The sequence below is a fragment of the Pseudomonas sp. S3_E10 genome (assembly GCF_054667615.1).
Genome location: NZ_CP162743.1, coordinates 2,868,624 through 2,888,434, shown reverse-complemented (window position 1 = coordinate 2,888,434; position 19,811 = coordinate 2,868,624). Strand labels below are relative to the sequence as shown.

Annotated in this window: 20 protein-coding genes; 5 read left to right on the top strand and 15 right to left on the bottom strand. The window is 60.8% G+C overall.

The genetic code is table 11. The annotated features are described in order from the left end of the window. Positions 1 to 65: 65 nt before the first annotated feature. Complete coding sequence (locus AB4N98_RS13020; RefSeq protein WP_017528591.1) at positions 66 to 443, bottom strand: COG4315 family predicted lipoprotein; 378 nt, start codon at positions 441 to 443, stop codon at positions 66 to 68. Between the two features lie 155 nt (positions 444 to 598). Here AB4N98_RS13020 and phoB point away from each other — a divergent pair, with 155 nt between their 5' ends. The 3 genes from phoB (at position 599) to AB4N98_RS13005 (ending at position 4,211) form a co-directional block, all read left to right on the top strand. Beyond that, on the top strand, positions 599 to 1,288 hold the full coding sequence (gene phoB, locus AB4N98_RS13015; protein ID WP_003176964.1) for a phosphate regulon transcriptional regulator PhoB: 690 nt from the start codon (positions 599 to 601) through the stop codon (positions 1,286 to 1,288). 94 nt (positions 1,289 to 1,382) lie between these two features. Next, positions 1,383 to 2,669 carry a phosphate regulon sensor histidine kinase PhoR gene (gene phoR / locus AB4N98_RS13010; RefSeq protein ID WP_241665008.1) on the top strand — a complete coding sequence of 429 codons (1,287 nt, stop codon included), beginning with the start codon at positions 1,383 to 1,385 and terminating at the stop codon, positions 2,667 to 2,669. Positions 2,670 to 2,870: 201 nt separating this feature from the next. After that, the gene (locus AB4N98_RS13005; protein ID WP_017528593.1) at positions 2,871 to 4,211 is read left to right on the top strand and encodes a hemolysin family protein; all 1,341 of its coding nucleotides are present in this window, start codon (positions 2,871 to 2,873) and stop codon (positions 4,209 to 4,211) included. A 3-nt stretch (positions 4,212 to 4,214) separates the two neighbouring features. On the opposite strand, the gene AB4N98_RS13000 is transcribed toward AB4N98_RS13005, so the two are convergent. From AB4N98_RS13000 to AB4N98_RS12955, 10 genes are all read right to left on the bottom strand, one after another. Beyond that, on the bottom strand, positions 4,215 to 4,886 hold the full coding sequence (locus AB4N98_RS13000) for a M23 family metallopeptidase (protein ID WP_068936561.1): 672 nt from the start codon (positions 4,884 to 4,886) through the stop codon (positions 4,215 to 4,217). Between the two features lie 55 nt (positions 4,887 to 4,941). Beyond that, the gene (locus tag AB4N98_RS12995) at positions 4,942 to 5,241 is read right to left on the bottom strand and encodes a helix-turn-helix domain-containing protein (protein WP_135196223.1); all 300 of its coding nucleotides are present in this window, start codon (positions 5,239 to 5,241) and stop codon (positions 4,942 to 4,944) included. A 3-nt stretch (positions 5,242 to 5,244) separates the two neighbouring features. Beyond that, on the bottom strand, positions 5,245 to 5,568 hold the full coding sequence (locus AB4N98_RS12990; RefSeq protein WP_065879236.1) for a type II toxin-antitoxin system RelE/ParE family toxin: 324 nt from the start codon (positions 5,566 to 5,568) through the stop codon (positions 5,245 to 5,247). 187 nt (positions 5,569 to 5,755) lie between these two features. Beyond that, positions 5,756 to 6,664: a response regulator gene (locus AB4N98_RS12985; RefSeq protein ID WP_017528597.1), complete on the bottom strand. Its 909-nt coding sequence runs from the start codon at positions 6,662 to 6,664 to the stop codon at positions 5,756 to 5,758. A gap of 166 nt (positions 6,665 to 6,830) precedes the next feature. Then, positions 6,831 to 7,592: a phosphate signaling complex protein PhoU gene (phoU, locus tag AB4N98_RS12980; RefSeq protein ID WP_017528598.1), complete on the bottom strand. Its 762-nt coding sequence runs from the start codon at positions 7,590 to 7,592 to the stop codon at positions 6,831 to 6,833. Between the two features lie 70 nt (positions 7,593 to 7,662). Then, complete coding sequence (pstB, locus tag AB4N98_RS12975) at positions 7,663 to 8,496, bottom strand: phosphate ABC transporter ATP-binding protein PstB (protein ID WP_017528599.1); 834 nt, start codon at positions 8,494 to 8,496, stop codon at positions 7,663 to 7,665. 118 nt (positions 8,497 to 8,614) lie between these two features. Continuing rightward, positions 8,615 to 10,285 (bottom strand): phosphate ABC transporter permease PstA, encoded by a 1,671-nt coding sequence (gene pstA, locus AB4N98_RS12970; protein WP_017528600.1) that lies wholly within the window; start codon positions 10,283 to 10,285, stop codon positions 8,615 to 8,617. Positions 10,286 to 10,300: 15 nt separating this feature from the next. After that, complete coding sequence (locus AB4N98_RS12965; RefSeq protein ID WP_175404221.1) at positions 10,301 to 12,334, bottom strand: ABC transporter permease subunit; 2,034 nt, start codon at positions 12,332 to 12,334, stop codon at positions 10,301 to 10,303. A 430-nt stretch (positions 12,335 to 12,764) separates the two neighbouring features. Further along, positions 12,765 to 13,754 carry a phosphate ABC transporter substrate-binding protein PstS gene (locus tag AB4N98_RS12960; RefSeq protein ID WP_017528602.1) on the bottom strand — a complete coding sequence of 330 codons (990 nt, stop codon included), beginning with the start codon at positions 13,752 to 13,754 and terminating at the stop codon, positions 12,765 to 12,767. A gap of 256 nt (positions 13,755 to 14,010) precedes the next feature. After that, positions 14,011 to 15,300: an MFS transporter gene (locus AB4N98_RS12955; protein WP_017528603.1), complete on the bottom strand. Its 1,290-nt coding sequence runs from the start codon at positions 15,298 to 15,300 to the stop codon at positions 14,011 to 14,013. 409 nt (positions 15,301 to 15,709) lie between these two features. Here AB4N98_RS12955 and AB4N98_RS12950 point away from each other — a divergent pair, with 409 nt between their 5' ends. Both AB4N98_RS12950 and AB4N98_RS12945 read left to right on the top strand, forming a co-directional pair. Next, positions 15,710 to 16,114: an acyl-CoA thioesterase gene (locus AB4N98_RS12950; protein WP_003176975.1), complete on the top strand. Its 405-nt coding sequence runs from the start codon at positions 15,710 to 15,712 to the stop codon at positions 16,112 to 16,114. 57 nt (positions 16,115 to 16,171) lie between these two features. Beyond that, complete coding sequence (locus AB4N98_RS12945) at positions 16,172 to 17,071, top strand: D-hexose-6-phosphate mutarotase (RefSeq protein WP_068936557.1); 900 nt, start codon at positions 16,172 to 16,174, stop codon at positions 17,069 to 17,071. A 57-nt stretch (positions 17,072 to 17,128) separates the two neighbouring features. Here the strand turns inward: AB4N98_RS12945 and AB4N98_RS12940 are convergent, their stop codons facing one another. The 4 genes from AB4N98_RS12940 to purE all read right to left on the bottom strand — a co-directional run bounded on the left by AB4N98_RS12940 (position 17,129) and on the right by purE (position 19,685). Then, positions 17,129 to 17,665, bottom strand: coding sequence for a DUF3299 domain-containing protein (locus AB4N98_RS12940; RefSeq protein ID WP_017528605.1), 537 nt, complete (start codon positions 17,663 to 17,665; stop codon positions 17,129 to 17,131). 77 nt (positions 17,666 to 17,742) lie between these two features. Continuing rightward, complete coding sequence (locus AB4N98_RS12935) at positions 17,743 to 17,988, bottom strand: GlsB/YeaQ/YmgE family stress response membrane protein (RefSeq protein ID WP_005792540.1); 246 nt, start codon at positions 17,986 to 17,988, stop codon at positions 17,743 to 17,745. 108 nt (positions 17,989 to 18,096) lie between these two features. Continuing rightward, positions 18,097 to 19,182, bottom strand: a complete 1,086-nt coding sequence (locus tag AB4N98_RS12930) for a 5-(carboxyamino)imidazole ribonucleotide synthase (RefSeq protein ID WP_017528606.1) — start codon at positions 19,180 to 19,182, stop codon at positions 18,097 to 18,099. Positions 19,183 to 19,193: 11 nt separating this feature from the next. Then, positions 19,194 to 19,685: a 5-(carboxyamino)imidazole ribonucleotide mutase gene (purE, locus tag AB4N98_RS12925; protein WP_003176980.1), complete on the bottom strand. Its 492-nt coding sequence runs from the start codon at positions 19,683 to 19,685 to the stop codon at positions 19,194 to 19,196. Positions 19,686 to 19,811 lie beyond the last annotated feature (126 nt).

The window sequence follows — 19,811 nt, the reverse complement described above, 5'->3', positions numbered from 1 at the left end:
CAGAGGAACGCATTTCAAATGTGGGAGGGGGCTTGCCCCCCGATGCTTTCAGCGGCGCCGCAGGCTTATGGCTTGATGATGTGCCAAACCCCACCCTTGCCGTCACCGGTCTTGTCACCGGCCTTCTTGTCGTCCTTGTAGGTGTACACCGGCTTGCCTTTGTAAGCCCACTGGCTGGTCTGGTCATCACGTGTAATAACCGTCCAATCGCCCGTCTTTGTATCTGTGGATTCAGCCTTCAGCGGTGGCCAGTTGGTCGCGCATTGGTCCTTGCACGCCGACTTGCCGTCGGCATCTTTGTCGAAGGTATAGAGCGTCATGCCCTTGTGATCCACCAACATCCCCTCTTTAGTCATCGCCGGCTCTGCAGCAAACGCCAGGCCTGGCAGTGTCATCACCGCCGATAGCAGCAGGGCTTTCCAGGAAACAGTGCTGTAAGTCATCGGAACCTTCCTTTTGTGGTTGTCAGGATTCGGACCCAAAGGGTAGTCCAGAGTGCCGTGAATTGCCCGAGCGACTAAATTACTGTCACACGACTGCAATAATTCCGTTATCTAATGCGGCGCAAGACAGTTAAATGACAAGAGGATTTTTGAGCATGGTTGGCAGGAGCATTCTGATTGTTGACGACGAAGCGCCCATTCGCGAGATGATCGCCGTTGCGTTGGAAATGGCCGGCTACGACTGCCTGGAGGCGGAGAACTCCCAGCAGGCCCATGCCATTATCGTCGACCGCAAGCCGGACCTGATCCTGCTCGACTGGATGCTGCCCGGCACCTCCGGCATCGAACTGGCCCGCCGCCTCAAGCGCGACGAGCTGACCGGGGACATTCCGATCATCATGCTCACCGCCAAGGGCGAAGAGGACAACAAGATCCAGGGCCTGGAAGTGGGCGCCGATGACTACATCACCAAGCCCTTTTCCCCACGCGAGCTGGTCGCGCGCCTCAAAGCCGTACTGCGCCGTGCCGGCCCGACGGATGGCGAAGCGCCGATCGAAGTCGGCGGCCTGTTGCTGGACCCGATCAGCCACCGCGTGACCATCGACGGCAAACCTGCCGAGATGGGCCCTACCGAATACCGCCTGCTGCAGTTCTTCATGACCCACCAGGAGCGCGCCTACACCCGTGGCCAGTTGCTGGACCAGGTGTGGGGCGGCAACGTGTACGTGGAAGAGCGCACCGTGGACGTGCATATCCGCCGCCTGCGCAAAGCCTTGGGCGATGCCTATGAGAATCTGGTACAAACCGTGCGCGGCACCGGCTATCGCTTTTCCACCAAGGGCTGAGCCCGTCGCTTCGTGACTCAAGAGCCTGACTTAACAGCTGACAAGGACGCATGTTCAAGTGAACCAGAACTGGCATGGCACCCTGATCCGTCACATGCTTTTGTTGATTACTGGCTGCCTGTTGGTGGGGTTGATCAGTGGCTACTACGGGTGGAGCCTGGCTATCGGCATCGGCCTGTACCTGGGCTGGACCCTCAAGCAACTGTTGCGCCTGCATGAATGGCTGCGCCAGCACAAACCCGACGAAGCGCCACCCGACGGCTACGGCCTGTGGGGCGAGGTGTTCGACAGCATCTACCATCTGCAACGCCGCGACCAACGTGTGCGCGGGCGCCTGCAAGCGGTGATCGATCGGGTGCAGGAGTCGACCGCTGCGCTCAAGGACGCAGTGATCATGCTCGACAGCGACGGCAACCTGGAATGGTGGAACCGCGCGGCCGAAACCCTGCTGGGCCTCAAGACGCCCCAGGACAGCGGCCAACCCGTGACCAACCTGGTACGCCACCCGCGCTTCAAGGAGTACTTCGAGCAAGACAACTACGAAGAAGCCCTGGAGATCCCCTCGCCGACCAATGACCGCGTGCGCATCCAGCTCTACCTGACGCGCTACGGCAACAACGAGCACCTGATGCTGGTGCGCGACGTGACCCGCATCCACCAGTTGGAACAGATGCGCAAAGACTTCGTCGCCAACGTTTCCCACGAGCTGCGCACGCCATTGACGGTGATCTGCGGTTACCTGGAGACCCTGTTGGATAACGTTGACGAGATCAACCCGCGCTGGAGCCGTGCCCTGCAACAGATGCAGCAACAAGGTTCGCGCATGCAGACCCTGCTCAACGACCTGCTGTTGCTGGCCAAGCTGGAAGCCACGGATTACCCGTCGGACAACCAACCGGTGGCCGTGCAAAGCCTGTTGCAGACCATCAAGAATGACGCCAAGGCCCTGTCCGGCGAGCGCGGGCAACAGATCAGCCTGGAGGCCGACCCGGCAGTGATGCTCAAGGGCAGTGAGGGTGAATTGCGCAGTGCGTTCTCCAACCTGGTGTTCAATGCCGTGAAATACACCCAGGACAAGGGCACTATCCGCATCCGCTGGTGGGCCGACGCTCAAGGCGCGCACCTGAGCGTGCAGGACTCCGGCATCGGTATCGACGCCAAGCATTTGCCGCGCCTGACCGAACGCTTCTACCGCGTCGATTCCAGCCGCAACTCCAACACCGGCGGCACCGGGCTGGGGCTGGCGATCGTCAAGCATGTGTTGCTGCGCCACCGCGCGCGCCTGGAAATCAGCAGCGTGCTGGGGCATGGCAGTACGTTTACCTGCCATTTCCCGGCGACGCAGGTGACCCGTGCGCGCCTCGTCGGGAATGACGAATAACTCGAAACAACGCAAGACCCAATGTGGGAGGGGGCCCCTCCCACAGTGGATTTGTGTCGTTTTGGAGGGTGTATTCCACACCCCACCCGGCAGCAACCACTAGGCAAGCGCCCCATCAGCGGCTACATTGGCCGACTTGCGCCTGCCTTTCAGGCCCACCCGCCATCCCTTATTGACACACGGAACCTGCAAAACCCCATCATGGACCCTTCCCCTGGTATCACCTTCGCCACACTCTTCGCCGACTTCGGCATGATCCTTTTTGCTCTGATCCTGGTACTGCTCAACGGCTTTTTCGTTGCGGCGGAATTTGCCATGGTCAAACTGCGTTCGACCAGGGTCGAAGCCATCGCCCACACCAACGGCTGGCGCGGGCAGATCCTGCGCACCGTCCACAGCCAGCTCGACGCCTACCTGTCGGCCTGCCAGCTGGGTATCACCCTCGCCTCCCTGGGCCTGGGCTGGGTCGGCGAGCCGGCCTTCGCGCACATCCTCGAACCGCTGTTGGGCGCCGTGGGCGTCGAATCGCCGGAAGTGATCAAGGGCGTGTCGTTCTTTGCGGCGTTCTTCGTGATTTCCTACCTGCACATCGTGGTCGGCGAACTGGCGCCCAAGTCCTGGGCCATTCGCAAGCCTGAGCTGTTGTCGCTGTGGACGGCGGTGCCGCTGTACCTGTTCTACTGGGCCATGTACCCGGCGATCTATCTGCTCAACGCCAGTGCCAACGCTATCTTGCGTATCGCCGGCCAAGGCGAGCCCGGCCCGCACCATGAACACCATTACAGCCGTGAAGAACTCAAGCTGATCCTGCACTCCAGCCGTGGCCAGGACCCGAGCGACCAAGGCATGCGCGTACTGGCTTCGGCGGTGGAAATGGGCGAGCTGGAAGTGGTGGATTGGGCCAACTCCCGGGAAGACCTGGTGACCCTGGACTTCAACGCCCCGCTCAAAGAGATCCTGGCGCTGTTCCGCCGCCACAAATTCAGCCGCTACCCGGTGTATGACGCGGTGCGCAACGAGTTCGTGGGGCTGCTGCACATCAAGGACCTGCTGTTGGAACTGGCAGCCCTGGACCACCTCCCCGAGTCGTTCAACCTGGCCGAACTGACCCGCCCACTGGAGCGTGTGTCGCGCCATATGCCGTTGTCGCAGTTGCTGGAGCAGTTCCGTAAGGGCGGCGCGCACTTCGCCCTGGTGGAAGAAGCCGACGGCAAGATCATCGGCTACCTGACCATGGAAGACGTGCTGGAAGTGTTGGTGGGCGATATCCAGGACGAACACCGCAAGGCCGAGCGCGGCGTCCTGGCCTACCAGCCGGGCAAGCTGCTGGTACGCGGCGATACGCCGTTGTTCAAGGTGGAGCGCCTGTTGGGTGTGGACCTGGACCACATCGAAGCGGAAACCCTGGCCGGGCTGATCTACGACACGCTCAAGCGCGTGCCAGAAGAAGAAGAAGTGCTGGAAGTCGAAGGCCTGCGCATCATCATCAAAAAGATGAAAGGGCCAAAAATCGTGCTGGCCAAGGTGCTGCTGCTGGACTGACCCTCAATTGCCCAACGCAAAGTTGGGCAATGCGCCGACGGGTTGGTTGAACTCATACGGGATCGACACCAACCCCGCCTCGGTGGCCCGCTGCACCACAAAGTGCAGGTGCGGCCCGCTGCTGTTGCCGGTATTGCCCGATAATGCCAGCGGGCTCCCCACCGCCACGCGCTGCCCCGCCCTCACACTGACCGACCCTTGCTTGAGATGCAGGTACACGCCTTGGGTGCCATCATCGTGCTGCACCCGCACAAAATTGCCCGAGGCATCATTGCCGCGCCCGGCCTGCTCGTTCTCGACCTTCACCACCACCCCGCTGCGCGCCGCAATGATCGGCGTGCCTTCGGGCATGGCAATGTCCATGGCGTAGCGGCTCTTGGCGTCGGTGTGGCTGAAGCTGCCGTTGGGGCCTTGGGTCAGGCGGAACGGGCCGCCGCGCCAGGGTAAGGGGTAACGGTAGGCTTGCGGTCGGTAGAGGGGTTTTGGCATGTCGAGCACCGGTCGTCTTACACGCTCGACTCGGCGCTCATGCAGCTCAAACGCTTGAGCGCCCGGGGTGTGCCGGTCGCTGAAAAACACCACGCCATTGGCGTCGGTGGATTTGTAGAGGGTCATGGCCAAGGTCGAGGTAGTGACCGAGGCCAGCCCGCAGCACAGTAAAAGGCGAAGGAGCATGGTGTGAACCTTCCGAAATGACTGAGCGGCAGGTTAGCAAGTGTGGATGACAGCTCTATGCTGGCAGCCCCTTAAAACAAATATCCACGTTCATCTGCGCGGCTGCCGACAAATTGACCAAAGCATCCAGCGAAAGTTTGTCGATCTTGCCGGTGAGTACGTCGTTGAGGCGGGGCTGACTGATACCCAGTCTGTGGGCGGCTTCTTTTTGAGAAAGCCCCCAGCCGCGGATGGTTTTGCACAGTTCCAACAACAGTTTTGAACGCAGCCGCATATTGGCGGCTTGCTGAGGGGTATCTTCCAACGCGTCCCAGACGGAGCTGAAACGTTCACCGTGAATGTTTTGATTTGTCATGGCTTAACCTATCTCCTGCAACCTGGCGCGAGCCAGTTCGATATCCCGCCCTTCGGTTTTCTGTGTGGTCTTGCGCAGTGCATGCAGCACATAAACAGCCTCAGGCCGGTTGACCACATAGAACACCCGAAACGCTCCCGACTCCTGAGTAACTCTAATCTCACTGACGCCCCGCCCCATGGTTCTCATCGGCTTGCAATCACAAGGCTGTTCGCCCTGCTGCAAGAGGTCCAACTGAAAACCCACGGCCCTACGGGCATCGAGCGGGAACGCTTTGAGATCCTTGAGCGAGCTTCCTAAAAACACTACGTCCTTGTGCCTTGGCATTGGCCTCTCCTTTCCTGGAAAGAAAAAGCCTAATCGACGATTCGGGCATAAGCGGTGGACGTTTGTTTCAAGGCATAGCAAAGGCTCGATAACGCTGAAGCGTTATCGAGAGACTATATCGAAACAGATATAAATCAAACCAGAAATGGGGAATCAGACAGCCGGTCGATTTCCGATATTCAGGCGCTTACGCACCCGGCACAAAATGCTTCTGCGCGGTGCCCCGTGCGATCAGGCGGGAGATGTAGTCGAGTTTCTGCGCGTCCTGGTCGATAAACCGGAAGGTCAGTTGCAGCCAATCGCTGTCGGGTTTGGGTTCGAAGGCGACGATTGCGTGCAGGTAGCCGTTGAGGCGCGCCACTTCGGCGTTGTCGCCTTGTTCCAGATCGAGCACGGCGCTTTCCAGTACCTGGGGCAACACGTCGCCGCGACGCACCACCAGCAGCGCTTCCTTGATACTCAATGCCTTGATCACGCATTGCTGGGTGCCGCTGGACAGGCGCAACTGGCCCTGGCCACGGCCGGCAGCCGGCGCGGCAGCTGGCGCTTGAACCGGTGGGCTGTTGAGCAGGCCTTTGCTCGGGGCCGAAGCCACCGCCGCAACCGGGGCCGAACGCACGGCCTCAGGCTTGCCGCCGGTCAGGGCGCTCAGGGAATCGTTGCCGAACGCCGAGTTCATCTTGGTCGGTGCGCTGGCGACCAGCGCGTCGAGACGGCCAACCTTGTGCAGGGCCTGCTTGACCTTGTTCAGCAGTTGCTCGTTGGTGAACGGCTTGCTGACGTAACCGGAAACCCCGGCCTGGATGGCCTGGACCACGTTCTCTTTGTCGCCACGGCTGGTCACCATCACGAACGGCATGGCCTTGAGGTGCGGCTGCTCGCGGCACCAGGTCAACAGCTCCAGGCCGGACATCTCCGGCATTTCCCAGTCGCACAGCACCAGGTCGAAAGACTCGCGCATCAGGATGGTCTGGGCCTTCTTGCCATTCACCGCATCTTCAAGCTTGATCCCGGGGAAGTAGTTGCGCAGGCACTTCTTCACCAGGTCGCGGATAAACGAGGCGTCATCCACCACCAATACACTGACTTTACTCATCGACCCTTCATCCTATAAATACTTCGGCACGCAAAACGCCTGACTGATGGCATTTTGCCAAAACTCTGCAGTCACGTTCGGAATTTCTTTTACCCGATTCGCAAAAATTAAGGTGCCACAAACGAAAACGCCCGACCAAAGGCCGGGCGTTAATTTCTCGGGCAACTTACTTATCGTCAGGTTCGCCCGGAACATTAGGGGTTTGATCGGCCGAACCTTCAACTTCAGCCTTCATGCGCTTGAGGCCCATGTGCCGTACGTCGGTGCCGCGCACCAGGTAGATCACCAGTTCCGAGATATTGCGCGCGTGGTCGCCGATCCGCTCCAGCGAGCGCAGCACCCAGATAATGCTCAAGACCCTTGAGATAGAGCGCGGGTCTTCCATCATGTAGGTGGCCAGCTCACGCAGGGCGGTCTTGTACTCGCGGTCGATGACCTTGTCGTACTGCGCCACCGACAGCGCCAAATCGGCGTCGAAGCGCGCAAACGCGTCGAGGGCATCGCGCACCATGTTGCGCACCTGGTCGCCGATGTGACGCACCTCTACGTAGCCGCGCGGCGCCTCGCCCTCTTCGCACAGCTGGATGGCGCGGCGGGCGATCTTGGTGGCTTCGTCGCCGATGCGCTCCAGGTCGATCACCGACTTGGAGATGCTGATGATCAAACGCAAATCCGAGGCCGCCGGCTGGCGACGGGCGAGAATGCGCAGGCATTCTTCGTCGATGTTGCGTTCCATCTGATTGATCTGGTCATCGATCTCACGCACTTGCTGGGCCAGGCCCGAATCGGCCTCGATCAGCGCGGTGACCGCATCGTTGACTTGCTTCTCCACCAGCCCGCCCATCGCCAGGAGGTGGCTGCGCACTTCCTCAAGCTCGGCGTTGAACTGCGCGGAGATGTGATGGGTAAGGCCTTCTTTGCTAATCATGTTGGCGTCCTTGGAGCGTCCGGTAAGGTGCGGAGAACCGCAGCGTCAGTGCAATCAGAACCACAGCTTCCTAGCCGTAGCGACCGGTGATGTAGTCTTCGGTCTGCTTCTTCGCCGGATTGGTGAACAGGGTATCGGTATCGCCGAATTCCACCAGTTTGCCCATGTACATGAACGCGGTGTAGTCGGAAACCCGCGCTGCTTGTTGCATGTTGTGGGTCACGATGACGATGGTGAACTTGGACTTGAGCTCGTAGATCAGCTCTTCGACTTTCAGGGTTGAGATCGGGTCCAGCGCCGAGCAGGGTTCGTCGAGCAGCAATACTTCCGGCTCTACCGCGATGGTACGGGCGATGACCAGACGCTGCTGCTGGCCGCCGGACAGGCCAAGGGCCGATTCGTGCAGGCGGTCCTTGACCTCATCCCACAGCGCCGCGCCTTTAAGGGCCCACTCGACGGCTTCATCGAGAATGCGCTTCTTGTTGATGCCCTGGATGCGCAGGCCATAGACCACGTTTTCGTAGATGGTCTTGGGGAACGGGTTCGGCTTCTGGAACACCATGCCCACCCGGCGACGCAGCTCGGCCACGTCTTCGCCCTTGCGGTAGATGTTAGTGCCGTAGAGGTTGATGGCGCCGTCCACGCGGCAACCGTCCACCAGGTCGTTCATGCGGTTGAAGGTGCGCAGCAGCGTGGATTTACCGCAGCCCGACGGGCCGATAAACGCGGTCACGCGCTGCTTGGGGATATTCATGCTGACGTCGAACAGCGCCTGTTTTTCACCGTAGTACAGGCTCAGGCCCGGTACTTCGATGGCCACGGTTTCTTCGGCCAGGCTCAGGCTCTGCTTGTCGCGACCCAGGGCAGACATGTTGATGCCGTGGGAATGGGTTTCGTGTTGCATGGGATGCTCCCTGTGCTACCAATTCATTGTGTGAAACCGCCGCAGCGGTTGACTCAAATTCTGCGTATTACGCGGCCCCGTGCGGGAGGGGGCTTGCTCCCTCCCACATGGGGTCCAATTAACTGTCCAGCGCTTTGTATTTTTCGCGCAGGTGGTTACGAATCCACACCGCCGACAGGTTGAGCGTGGCGATCACCAGTACCAGCAACAACGCGGTGGCATAGACCAGCGGTCGTGCGGCTTCGACGTTGGGGCTCTGGAAGCCGACGTCATAGATATGGAAGCCCAGGTGCATGATCTTCTGGTCCAGGTGCAGGTACGGGTAGTTGCCGTCCAGCGGCAGCGACGGGGCCAGTTTCACCACGCCTACCAGCATCAGCGGCGCCACTTCACCGGCGGCACGGGCCACGGCGAGGATCATGCCGGTCATCATGGCCGGGCTGGCCATCGGCAGCACGATCTTCCACAGCGTTTCCGCCTTGGTCGCGCCCAGCGCCAGCGAACCTTCACGTACGGTGCGAGGAATCCGCGCCAGGCCTTCTTCGGTGGCCACGATCACCACCGGCACCGCCAGCAGCGCCAGGGTCAGCGACGCCCAGAGCAGGCCCGGGGTACCGAAAGTCGGCGCTGGCAGGGCTTCGGCGAAGAACAGGCGGTCAACCGAGCCACCCAATACATACACGAAGAAGCCCAGGCCGAACACGCCGTAGACGATGGCCGGTACGCCGGCCAGGTTGTTCACGGCAATACGGATGATGCGGGTCAGGGTGTTCTGCTTGGCGTATTCACGCAGATACACCGCAGCCAGTACACCAAACGGTGTCACGATCATCGCCATGATCAGGGTCATCATCACGGTGCCGAAGATGGCCGGGAAAATCCCGCCTTCAGTGTTGGCTTCCCGTGGGTCATCGCTCAAAAATTCCCAGACCTTGCTGAAGTAGAAGCCGATCTTAGTCATCGTGCCCATGGCGTTCGGCTGGTAAGCGTGCACCACTTTGCCGATGCCGATTTCCACTTCCTTGCCGTTGCCGTCACGGGCGGTCAGCGCGTCGCGGTTGAACTGGGCGTGCAGGTCGGCCAGGCGTGCTTCGATGTCCTGGTAGCGCGCGTTCAGCTCAGCACGGTCGGCATCCATATCGGCCTGGGCAGCGGCGTCGAGCTTGCCTTCCAGTTCCAGTTTGCGACCGTGCAGGCGGATGCGTTCCAGGCCGGCGTTGATCGCGCCGATATCGGTTTTTTCCAGGCTCTTGAGCTGCGCGGCCAGCTTGTTGACGCGCTCGACCCGGGCTTGCAGCTCCGGCCACGCGGCCTCGCCTTCAGCAATGACCTTGCCATCCTGCTTGACGTTGACCAGGGTGCCGTAGAAGTTGCCCCACTCACGACGCTCGATGGCCATCAACTGCACAGGCTTGGTCTGGTCCTTCAACCATTCGCCGACAATCCATGTGAAGTCGTTGCCGTTCAGGTCGCGGTTGCCGACCTTGATCAGCTCACGCGTCATGAATTCCGGACCTTGGTCCGGCACGGGCAGGCCCGCGCTTTTGAGGCGCTCGCGCGGCACTTCTTCCTTCTGCACCACTTCGCCGATGACGATATGGTTTTCCTGGCCCGGTACGTTGTAGTTGGCCTGGATCAGGTCAGCCGGCCAGAAGTGACCCAAACCACGCACCGCAATCACAGCCAGCAAACCAATAGTCATGATGACCGCGATGGCCACCGCGCCACCGCTGATCCAGACGCCTGGGGCGCCGCTCTTGAACCATCCATTCAGGGAGTTCTGTTTCACAGACTTCTACCTTTCTTAAAGCGACGAGTATTTCTTGCGCAGACGCTGACGAATCAGCTCGGCGAGGGTGTTCATGATGAAGGTGAACAGCAGCAGCACCAGCGCCGAGAGGAACAGCACGCGGTAATGACTGCCGCCCACTTCCGACTCGGGCATTTCCACCGCGACGTTGGCCGCCAGAGTGCGCAGGCCTTCGAACAGGTTCATCTCCATCACCGGTGTGTTACCGGTGGCCATCAGCACGATCATGGTCTCGCCCACGGCGCGGCCCATGCCGATCATCAGCGCGGAGAAGATGCCCGGGCTGGCGGTCAGGATCACCACGCGAGTCATGGTCTGCCACGGCGTGGCGCCCAGGGCCAGGGAGCCCAGGGTCAGGCCGCGCGGCACGCTGAACACGGCGTCTTCGGCGATGGAGTAGATGTTCGGGATCACCGCAAAGCCCATGGCCAGGCCCACGACCAGGGCGTTGCGCTGGTCGTAGGTGATGCCCAGGTCGTGGGAGATCCACATGCGCATGTCACCGCCGAAGAACCAGGTTTCCAGGTACGGGCTCATGTACAGCGAAAGCCAGCCCACAAACAGGATCACCGGGATCAGGATCGCACTTTCCCAGCCATCGGGAACGCGCAGGCGCAGGGATTCAGGCAGGCGGCTGAACGCGAAACCGGCGACCAGGATGCCAATCGGCAACAGCATCAGCAGGCTGAATATCCCGGGTAAATGCCCTTCCACATACGGCGCCAGGAACAGGCCGGCGAAGAAGCCCAGGATCACGGTCGGCATGGCTTCCATCAGCTCGATCACCGGCTTGACCTTGCGGCGCAGGCTCGGAGCCATGAAGTAAGCGGTGTAGATCGCGGCGGCAACCGCCAGCGGCGCAGCCAGCAGCATGGCGTAGAACGCGGCCTTCAAGGTACCGAAGGTCAGCGGGGCCAGGCTCATTTTGGGTTCGAAGTCGGTGTTGGCGGCGGTCGACTGCCAGACGTACTTAGGCTCGTCGTAGTTTTCGTACCAGACCTTGCTCCACAGCGCGCTCCACGACACTTCCGGGTGCGGGTTGTCGAGCAGCAGCGGTTGCAGCTTGCCACCGGCTTCCACGATCACACGGTTGGCCCGTGGCGACAGGCCGAACACGCCCTGGCCATCGACCACCGGGTCTACCAGCAAGGTGCGGTGGGCGGTGCTGTGAAACACGCCGAATTTGCCGGAGGCATCGAGGGCGGTGAAGCCTTTGCGGCGCTCTTCAGCGGTGATTTCGACGATTGGCGCAGTGCCCATCTGGAACGTGCGAATCTGCTTCAGGCGCTGTTCGCCATCCGGGTCACGGGCCATGAACCATTGGGCCAGGCCACCTTTGGAGTTACCGACGATCAGCGAGATACCGCCCACCAGCTGGGTGCTGGCGGTGATTTCAGCGCTGCCGTCTTCCAACAGTTTGTAGCGACCGTTGAGGCTCTTGTCGCGCAGGCTGAATACGTCGGCCAGGGCTCGGCCGTTGACCACATACAACCACTGCTGGCGCGGGTCGATGAAGATCGCCTTTACCGGCTCGGTCATTTGCGGCAGCTCGACACGCTTCTGCTCGCTGGTGACTTCACCAGTCATCATGTTTTCTTCGCGGCTCAGGGTCAGCACGTTCAGGTACGAACCCGCCGAACCGGCCACCACCAGGGAGGTGTCGGTGGCATTGAGCGCTACGTGCTCCAACGGACGACCGGCCTCATCCAGCACAATCGGCGTTTCACCGTAGGGGTATTCAATCGCCGGGGTGATGGTCTTCTTGCCGTCCGGGTAGGACACCTTGTAGGTGTGGCGGAACACCAGCGACTGGCCATTGGACAAACCGAGGATGACCAGCGGGCTGCCCGGCTGGTCTTCCCCGATGGACGCCACGCGGCTACCGGCCGGCAGCGGCAGGTCGACGCGCTTGAGTTCGGCGCCGGTGTCGATGTCAAAGAACAGCGCCTGGCCCTTGTCGGAAACCCGCATGGCGACCTGGTTCTGTTCTTCGAGGGAGATCATCAACGGCTTGCCGGCATCCTGGATCCAGGCCGGGGTGAGCGCGTCTTCCTTGGTCAACGAGGCCCCTTGGAACAGCGGCGCGACCACGTAGGCGAGGAAGAAGAAGATCAGGGTGATAGCGCCGAGGACGGCAAGGCCGCCCACCAGCACGTACCAACGGGTCAGGCGGTCCTTGAGCGCGCGAATGCGGCGCTTGCGTTGCAGCTCAGGCGTATTGAAATCAATGCGCTTGGGAGGAGAAGTCGTCGTCATGGTGGAATTGGCCAGATCATTCATGCGCACACCCTAGCGATCCTGTATGACAGAAAGATGACAATGCAGTGACGCAAGAAATCCGCCGCGTAGCAGGGCTGGCAGCGGACTGAAAAATTAGGAGGCGAGGTCCAGGTCCTGCAGACCCGCCTTGACCTTGAGCCCGCGCAGATAGCCGGCTCAAGGCGGTTCTACCGGTGGCTTACTTGCCGCCTTCTTTCAAACCCAGGTCAGCCAGGGCCTTGGCGGCCACTTTGGCTGGCAGCGGGATGTAGCCGTCTTTCACGACAACTTCCTGGCCCTGTTTGGACAGCACCAGTTTCACGAACTCAGCTTCCAGCGGGGCCAGAGGCTTGTTCGGGGCTTTGTTGACGTAAACGTAGAGGAAGCGCGACAGCGGGTACTTGCCGTTCAGGGCGTTCTCTTCGGTATCTTCGATGAAGTCGGTGCTGCCTTTCTTGGCCAGGGCCACGGTCTTCACGCTTGCAGTCTTGTAGCCGATGCCCGAGTAACCGACGCCGTTCAGCGAAGAGCTGATCGACTGCACGACCGAAGCCGAGCCAGGTTGTTCGTTCACGTTAGGCTTGTAGTCGCCTTTGCACAGGGCTTCTTCTTTGAAGTAACCGTAGGTGCCGGATACCGAGTTACGACCGAACAATTGCACAGGCTTGTTGGCCAGGTCACCGGTCACACCCAGGTCGCCCCAGGTTTTTACGTCAGCTTTGCCACCGCACAGGCGAGTCGAGGAGAAGATCGCGTCGACTTGTTCCATGGTCAGGTGCTGGATCGGGTTGTCCTTGTGCACGAACACGGCCAGGGCATCCACGGCAACCGGGATAGCGGTTGGCTTGTAGCCGTACTTCTGCTCGAAGGCAGCCAGTTCGGTGTCCTTCATCTTGCGGCTCATCGGGCCCAGGTTAGAGGTGCCTTCCGTCAGCGCAGGTGGCGCGGTCGCCGAGCCGGCAGCCTGGATCTGGATGTTGACGTTCGGGTATTCCTTTTTGTAACCCTCAGCCCACAGGGTCATCAGGTTAGCCAGGGTATCGGAACCGACGCTGGACAAGTTGCCGGACACACCGGTGGTCTTAACGTAAGCCGGGATTGCCGGGTCAACACCAGCGGCCACCGCGTTGGCAGTCGCAACGCCAGCAGCGACAAAAGTCATTGCCGCCATCAAACGCTTCAGTTTCATGCCTTACTCCTAGCAGATAGGGATAGTTGGATCGGGGCCAAGTATCGGTAGGCCGTGTGAACACTCTATGTCCGGAATATGACAATTAGATGAAAGGCCAGCATTGGAAGAAAGGACAGGCGCGCGCGCAAAGGCGAGGAAACACGGGTTGATGCGCAGGTAACGCGATAATTTAGAAATACGCTGCAATCATTGAAGGAACATCTTGATTGCGGAGAGGGACTTGCTCCCTCTCCACAGGGGCATCGGGCCAGTGTTAACGCCCGCGCTTCCACAGGTACCCACCCACCACGATCCCCATCACACATAGGGCCGCCACGTAGTAGGACGGGCCCATGGCGCTTTCCTTCATCAGCAGCGACACCGCGAGCGGCGTCAGCCCGCCGAACACGGCGTAGGCCACGTTGTAGGAAAACGACAGACCACTGAAACGCACCACCGGCGGGAAGGCCTTGACCATGACATACGGCACTACGCCGATGGTGCCGACAAACAGGCCGGTCAACGCGTACAGCGGAAAGAGCCAATCGGGGTGGCTCAGAAGGCTGTGATAGAGCGTCCAGGACGTCGCCAGCAACAGCGCGCAACCGGCCGTGAGTACGCGGCCGGCCCCAAAACGGTCGGCCAACGCGCCGGAGGCGATGCAACCCAGGCTCAGGGTGACGATGGCCAGGCTGTTGGCTTGCAGCGCAACAGTCGGGCTGAAGTGGTAGACGGTTTGCAACACGGTAGGAGTCATCAAGATAACCACCACCACACCGGCCGACAGCAACCAGGTCAGTAGCATCGACAGCACGATGGCGCCCCGGTGGTCACGCAGCACCGCGCGTAACGGCAACTCGGCGGCCAGGGTCTTGCGCTGCTGCATTTCGGCGAAGATCGGCGTTTCATGCAGCCAGCGGCGCAGGTACACCGACAGCAGGCCAAACACACCGCCGAGCAGGAACGGAATGCGCCAGGCGTAATCCGAGACCTGCTGCGGGCTATAAATAGTGTTGATGGCCGTGGCCACCAGCGAGCCCAGCAGGATCCCGGCGGTCAGGCCACTGGTCAGGGTGCCGCAGGCGTAGCCGATGTGGCGCGGCGGTACGTGCTCAGAGACGAACACCCAGGCGCCAGGTACTTCGCCGCCAATCGCCGCGCCTTGGATGACGCGCATCAGCAGCAGCAGGATCGGCGCCCACAGGCCGATCTGAGCGTAGGTCGGCAGCAGGCCCATGATCAGGGTCGGCACGGCCATCATGAAGATGCTCAGGGTGAACATCTTCTTGCGGCCCAGAAGGTCGCCGAAGTGCGCCATGATGATGCCGCCCAGCGGGCGCGCCAGGTAACCGGCGGCGAAGATACCGAAGGTCTGCATCATGCGCAGCCATTCGGGCATGTCGGCCGGGAAAAACAGTTTTCCGACCACGGTGGCGAAAAACACGAAAATGATGAAATCATAAAACTCCAACGCCCCGCCCAAGGCAGACAGCGACAGGGTTTTATAGTCGTTGCGGGTCAGCGGGCGCGACGATTGCGCACTGCTTGCGGGCACGGAGGACATGGCAAGGCTTCTCTTATAGTAATCAGCGTAATAAAGACGGCACGCCCGTGATTGGCGGCGGGCTTGGCAAGATAGCAAATCGCTTGTAAAAGCACAGCGCCAGGAGAACAGTTGCTTGCAAAAGCCCCGATACAGCGTCTATTTACCGACCAAATGAGCCTCGGAAGGTCGTCGTGGCGCCAGGGTCCCGATATACTCGGCCCTTGCAAGCGCAGAACCCGCAGTCTTGAGGGGCTGCTGTGCCAAAACGTCGTTGGGTGCCATCCAGCCGATTTGGCAGAGCTTCCCTTTTTAGTACGCCTTACGAGAAACGCATCGAGCGGTGTAGGTTGGTGCTGAAACGTTTTTCTACAAGACGGCTATCCACTTGAAATACCCATGAAGCGTCACGGGTCAGAGGCCCCCCGGCATGATCGAACTCGAACAAGAAGACCCTATCCCGCAAGGCGATCTCGCCCTGCAAATCACCGCGCTCCCGCGTGAAACCAACGGCTTTGGCGATATCTTCGGCGGCTGGCTGGTGGCGCAGATGGACTTGGCCGGTACAGCCATGGCCAGCAAAGTCGCGGGTGGCCGCGTGGCGACCGTGGCCATTGATCGCATGGCGTTCCTGGTACCGGTAGCGGTGGGCGCGCAGCTGTCCTTTTATACCCAGGCCCTGGAAATCGGCCGCAGCTCGATCCAGATGATGGTCGAAGTGTGGAGCGACGACCCGTTGTCCAGCGAATGGCGCAAGGTGACCGAGGCGGTGTTTGTCTTCGTCGCCATCGACGGCAGCGGCCGTACACGTTCGGTACCGTCGCGCGCGCGTTAAACCTCGCCGGGTTTTGACGGTCCATTGCCCCATTGCCTGTCATTGAGAGTGCTGTGTATGCCTATGCCTCACGTTGAAACCGTGAAAATCGACGAGTTGGACTGCTGGCTCATCCACCACAACGGTGCCGAACTGAAGGTAGCCCAACAGGGCGCGCATATCTTCAGTTACCAGCGCGAGGGCGAGCAGCCGCTGATCTGGCCGAACCCTAAAGCGGTGTTCAAGAAAGGCAAAGGCATCCGCACCGGCGTACCGGTGTGCTGGCCGTGGTTTGGTGTGTTCGACCGCAACCCGCAAAGCGTGAAGGCAATGCGCCAAAGTGATCAGCCTGCGGGCGCGCACGGTTTCGTGCGTACCGCGATGTGGAGGCTGGTGGAGACCAAGATTGAAGGTCAAGCGCTGCGGGTGGAGCTGGAACTACCGGTCCCGGCCGGCGGCTTCCCCGGATGGCCTCATCAGGTCGACCTGAAGTTGAGCCTGTTACTGGACAGCCACCTGCATATCCGCCTGACCAGCCATAACCGTGGTGCCGACACCGTCACGCTCAGCCAGGCACTGCACACCTACTTCGCCGTGAGCGACGTACGCAACGTGCAGGTCGAGGGGCTGGACGGCACGACGTATATCGATACCGCAGATGGCTGGAGCGAGAAAATGCAATCGGGCCTGCTGCACTTCAGCGCCGAAACCGACCGCATCTACCTCAATACGCCCTCTGCTTTGCACATCGTCGATAAGGAGTGGCAGCGCCGCATTCAGCTCACCAGCCAAGGCTCGAAATCGACCGTGATCTGGAACCCCTGGACTGAACGCGCCAAGGCGTTTGACGACATGGCCGACGATGGCTGGCAGGGCATGCTGTGCATCGAGACCGCAAATGTGCTGGATGACGTGGTGGCCTTGGCTCCCGGCGAAAGCCACACCCTGGGCGTGAGCATCACCGCGATCGCCCTGTAGATAACGTTCTAACTGTGGGAGGGCAAGCCCCCTCCCACATTTGTTTTGCGCAAGAGCTTAGAGATCGGACTCCTTCACCACCCGCACTTTCCCCGCATCCAGCGCATACGCCGCGTCCGCCAGGTCGTTATTCACCTTCTCCACCTTCAACGTTCCCGTCACCCACAGCGGCGTGTAGATATCATCGAGCTTCAACCCCTTGGGATAACGCACCAGTACCAGTTGGTTAGGCGGCGGCGGCGGCACGTGGATGCATGCGCCGGGGTACGGCACCAGGAAGAACAACGTGCTGCGACCCTTCGCATCGGTCTCCAGCGGCACCGGGTAGCCGCCGATGCGGATGTTCTTACCGTTCATGGCCGCCACGGTCTTGGTCGAATACATCACCGCCGGCAAGCCTTTGCTCTGCTTCAGGCCGCCCTTATCGGTAAAGGTGCCTTGGGCTTCGGGGGAGTTGTGGTCGATTTCGGGCATGGCCTCGAGGGCTTTTTGGTCCGACAGCGGCATCAGGTCGAGCCAGTCGGTTTCCGGCAGTTCACCGGCGTGTGCCAGGCCACAGCCCAGCAGGAGAAGAGTTAACAGAAGACGGCGCATGGAGAGGCTCGGCAAGTACAAGTGCCGAGCATTCTAGCCCTCTGCGCCTGCGCAGCGCAGAGGACTTTGTCGGCTGATTACTTCTTTTTGATCAGACCGTAGATCACCAGCAACACAATGGCGCCTACCAGTGCACCGATGAAGCCTGCGCCTTGGCCGGCCTGGTAGATGCCCAGTGCCTGACCACCGTAGGTCGCCGCCAGGGAGCCGGCGATACCCAGCAGGATGGTCATGATCCAACCCATGCTGTCGTCGCCAGGCTTGAGGAAACGCGCGAGCAGACCGACGATCAAGCCGATAAAGATGGTTCCGATGATACCCATGGCATTTCCCTCTGATTAGTGTGAGCTATGCCAAAGCCTAGTCAGGCTTTGGCATCCTGCAATCAGAGGATGGCGGCGACCGAATGGTTCCCGCCATTGCCAGGCATATTATTGCTCGGCGATCAGCGCTTCGACCTTGAGGATCTGCGCCTGCAGCGTCGCGCGGTCCTTGCAACGCAGGTTGGCGTGGCCGACCTTGCGCCCGGCCTTGAAGGCCTTGCCGTAGTGGTGCACATGGCAATCGTCGATTGCCATCACCCGCTCAACCGGCGGCACCGAGCCGATGAAGTTGAGCATGGCGCTCTCGCCGACCTTGGCCGTGGAGCCCAGCGGCAAGCCCGCCACCGCCCGCAGGTGGTTTTCGAACTGGCTGCACTCGGCGCCTTCGGTGGTCCAGTGCCCGGAGTTGTGCACGCGCGGGGCGATTTCGTTGGCCTTGAGGCCACCGTCGACTTCAAAGAACTCGAACGCCATCACGCCGACGTAATCCAGTTGCTTGAGCACGCGGCTGGAATAGTCTTCGGCCAGGGCCTGCAACGGGTGATCGGTGCTGGCCACGGACAGCTTGAGGATGCCGTTGACATGCGTGTTGTGCACCAACGGGTAGAAGCGGATCTCACCATCACGGGCACGCACGGCGATCAGCGAGACTTCACCGGTGAACGGCACGAAGCCTTCCAGCAGACAGGCGACGCTGCCCAGCTCGGCGAAGGTGCCGGCCACATCAGCGGCGGTGCGCAGGACTTTCTGACCCTTGCCGTCGTAACCCAGGGTGCGGGTTTTCAGCACGGCCGGCAGGCCAATGCTGACGACGGCCGCGTCTAGGTCTGCCTGGGACTGGATGTCGGCGAAGGCCGGGGTCGGAATGCCCAGGTCCTTGAACATGCTCTTCTCGAACCAACGATCACGCGCGATGCGCAGGGCTTCGGCGCTCGGGTACACCGGCACGAACTGGGAGAGGAATGCGACGGTTTCGGCAGGGACACTTTCGAATTCGAAGGTCACCAGGTCGACTTCGTCGGCCAGTTGGCGCAAGTGGTCCGGGTCGCTGTAGTCAGCGCGCAGGTGTTCACCCAGGGCGGCCGCACAGGCGTCCGGCGCCGGGTCCAGGAAAGCGAAGTTCATCCCCAGCGGGGTTCCCGCCAGCGCCAGCATGCGGCCCAGTTGGCCGCCACCGATTACACCGATTTTCATCGTCAACAACCTCAGGCGATACGTGGGTCTGGATTGTCCAGCACGCTGTCTGTTTGCTCAGCACGGAATTTTTTCAGCACCGCATGAAACTGCGGGTGCTTGGCGCCCAGGATACTGGCGGACAACAACGCGGCGTTGATCGCGCCGGCCTTGCCGATCGCCAGGGTCGCAACCGGAATGCCAGCCGGCATCTGCACGATGGACAACAGCGAGTCCACGCCCGAGAGCATCGCCGACTGCACCGGTACGCCCAACACGGGCAGGTGAGTCTTGGCCGCGCACATGCCTGGCAAATGTGCTGCACCCCCGGCACCGGCGATGATCACCTCGATGCCGCGGGATTCTGCTTCATCGGCATACTGGAACAGCAAATCCGGGGTGCGGTGGGCAGAGACCACTTTCACTTCATACGGAATGCCGAGTTTTTCCAGCATATCGGCGGTGTGGCTAAGGGTGGACCAATCGGACTTGGAGCCCATGATCACGCCAACCAATGCACTCATCGTCGTGCCTCTTCTCTCTGGGCGCCCGCAGGCGCGTCAAAAAACAACAAGCCACGCGGGAAATCCGGCGTGGCTTGGTGTACGAATTAAGGCCGGTTGGACCGGCCGAAGGCCGCGCAGTATACC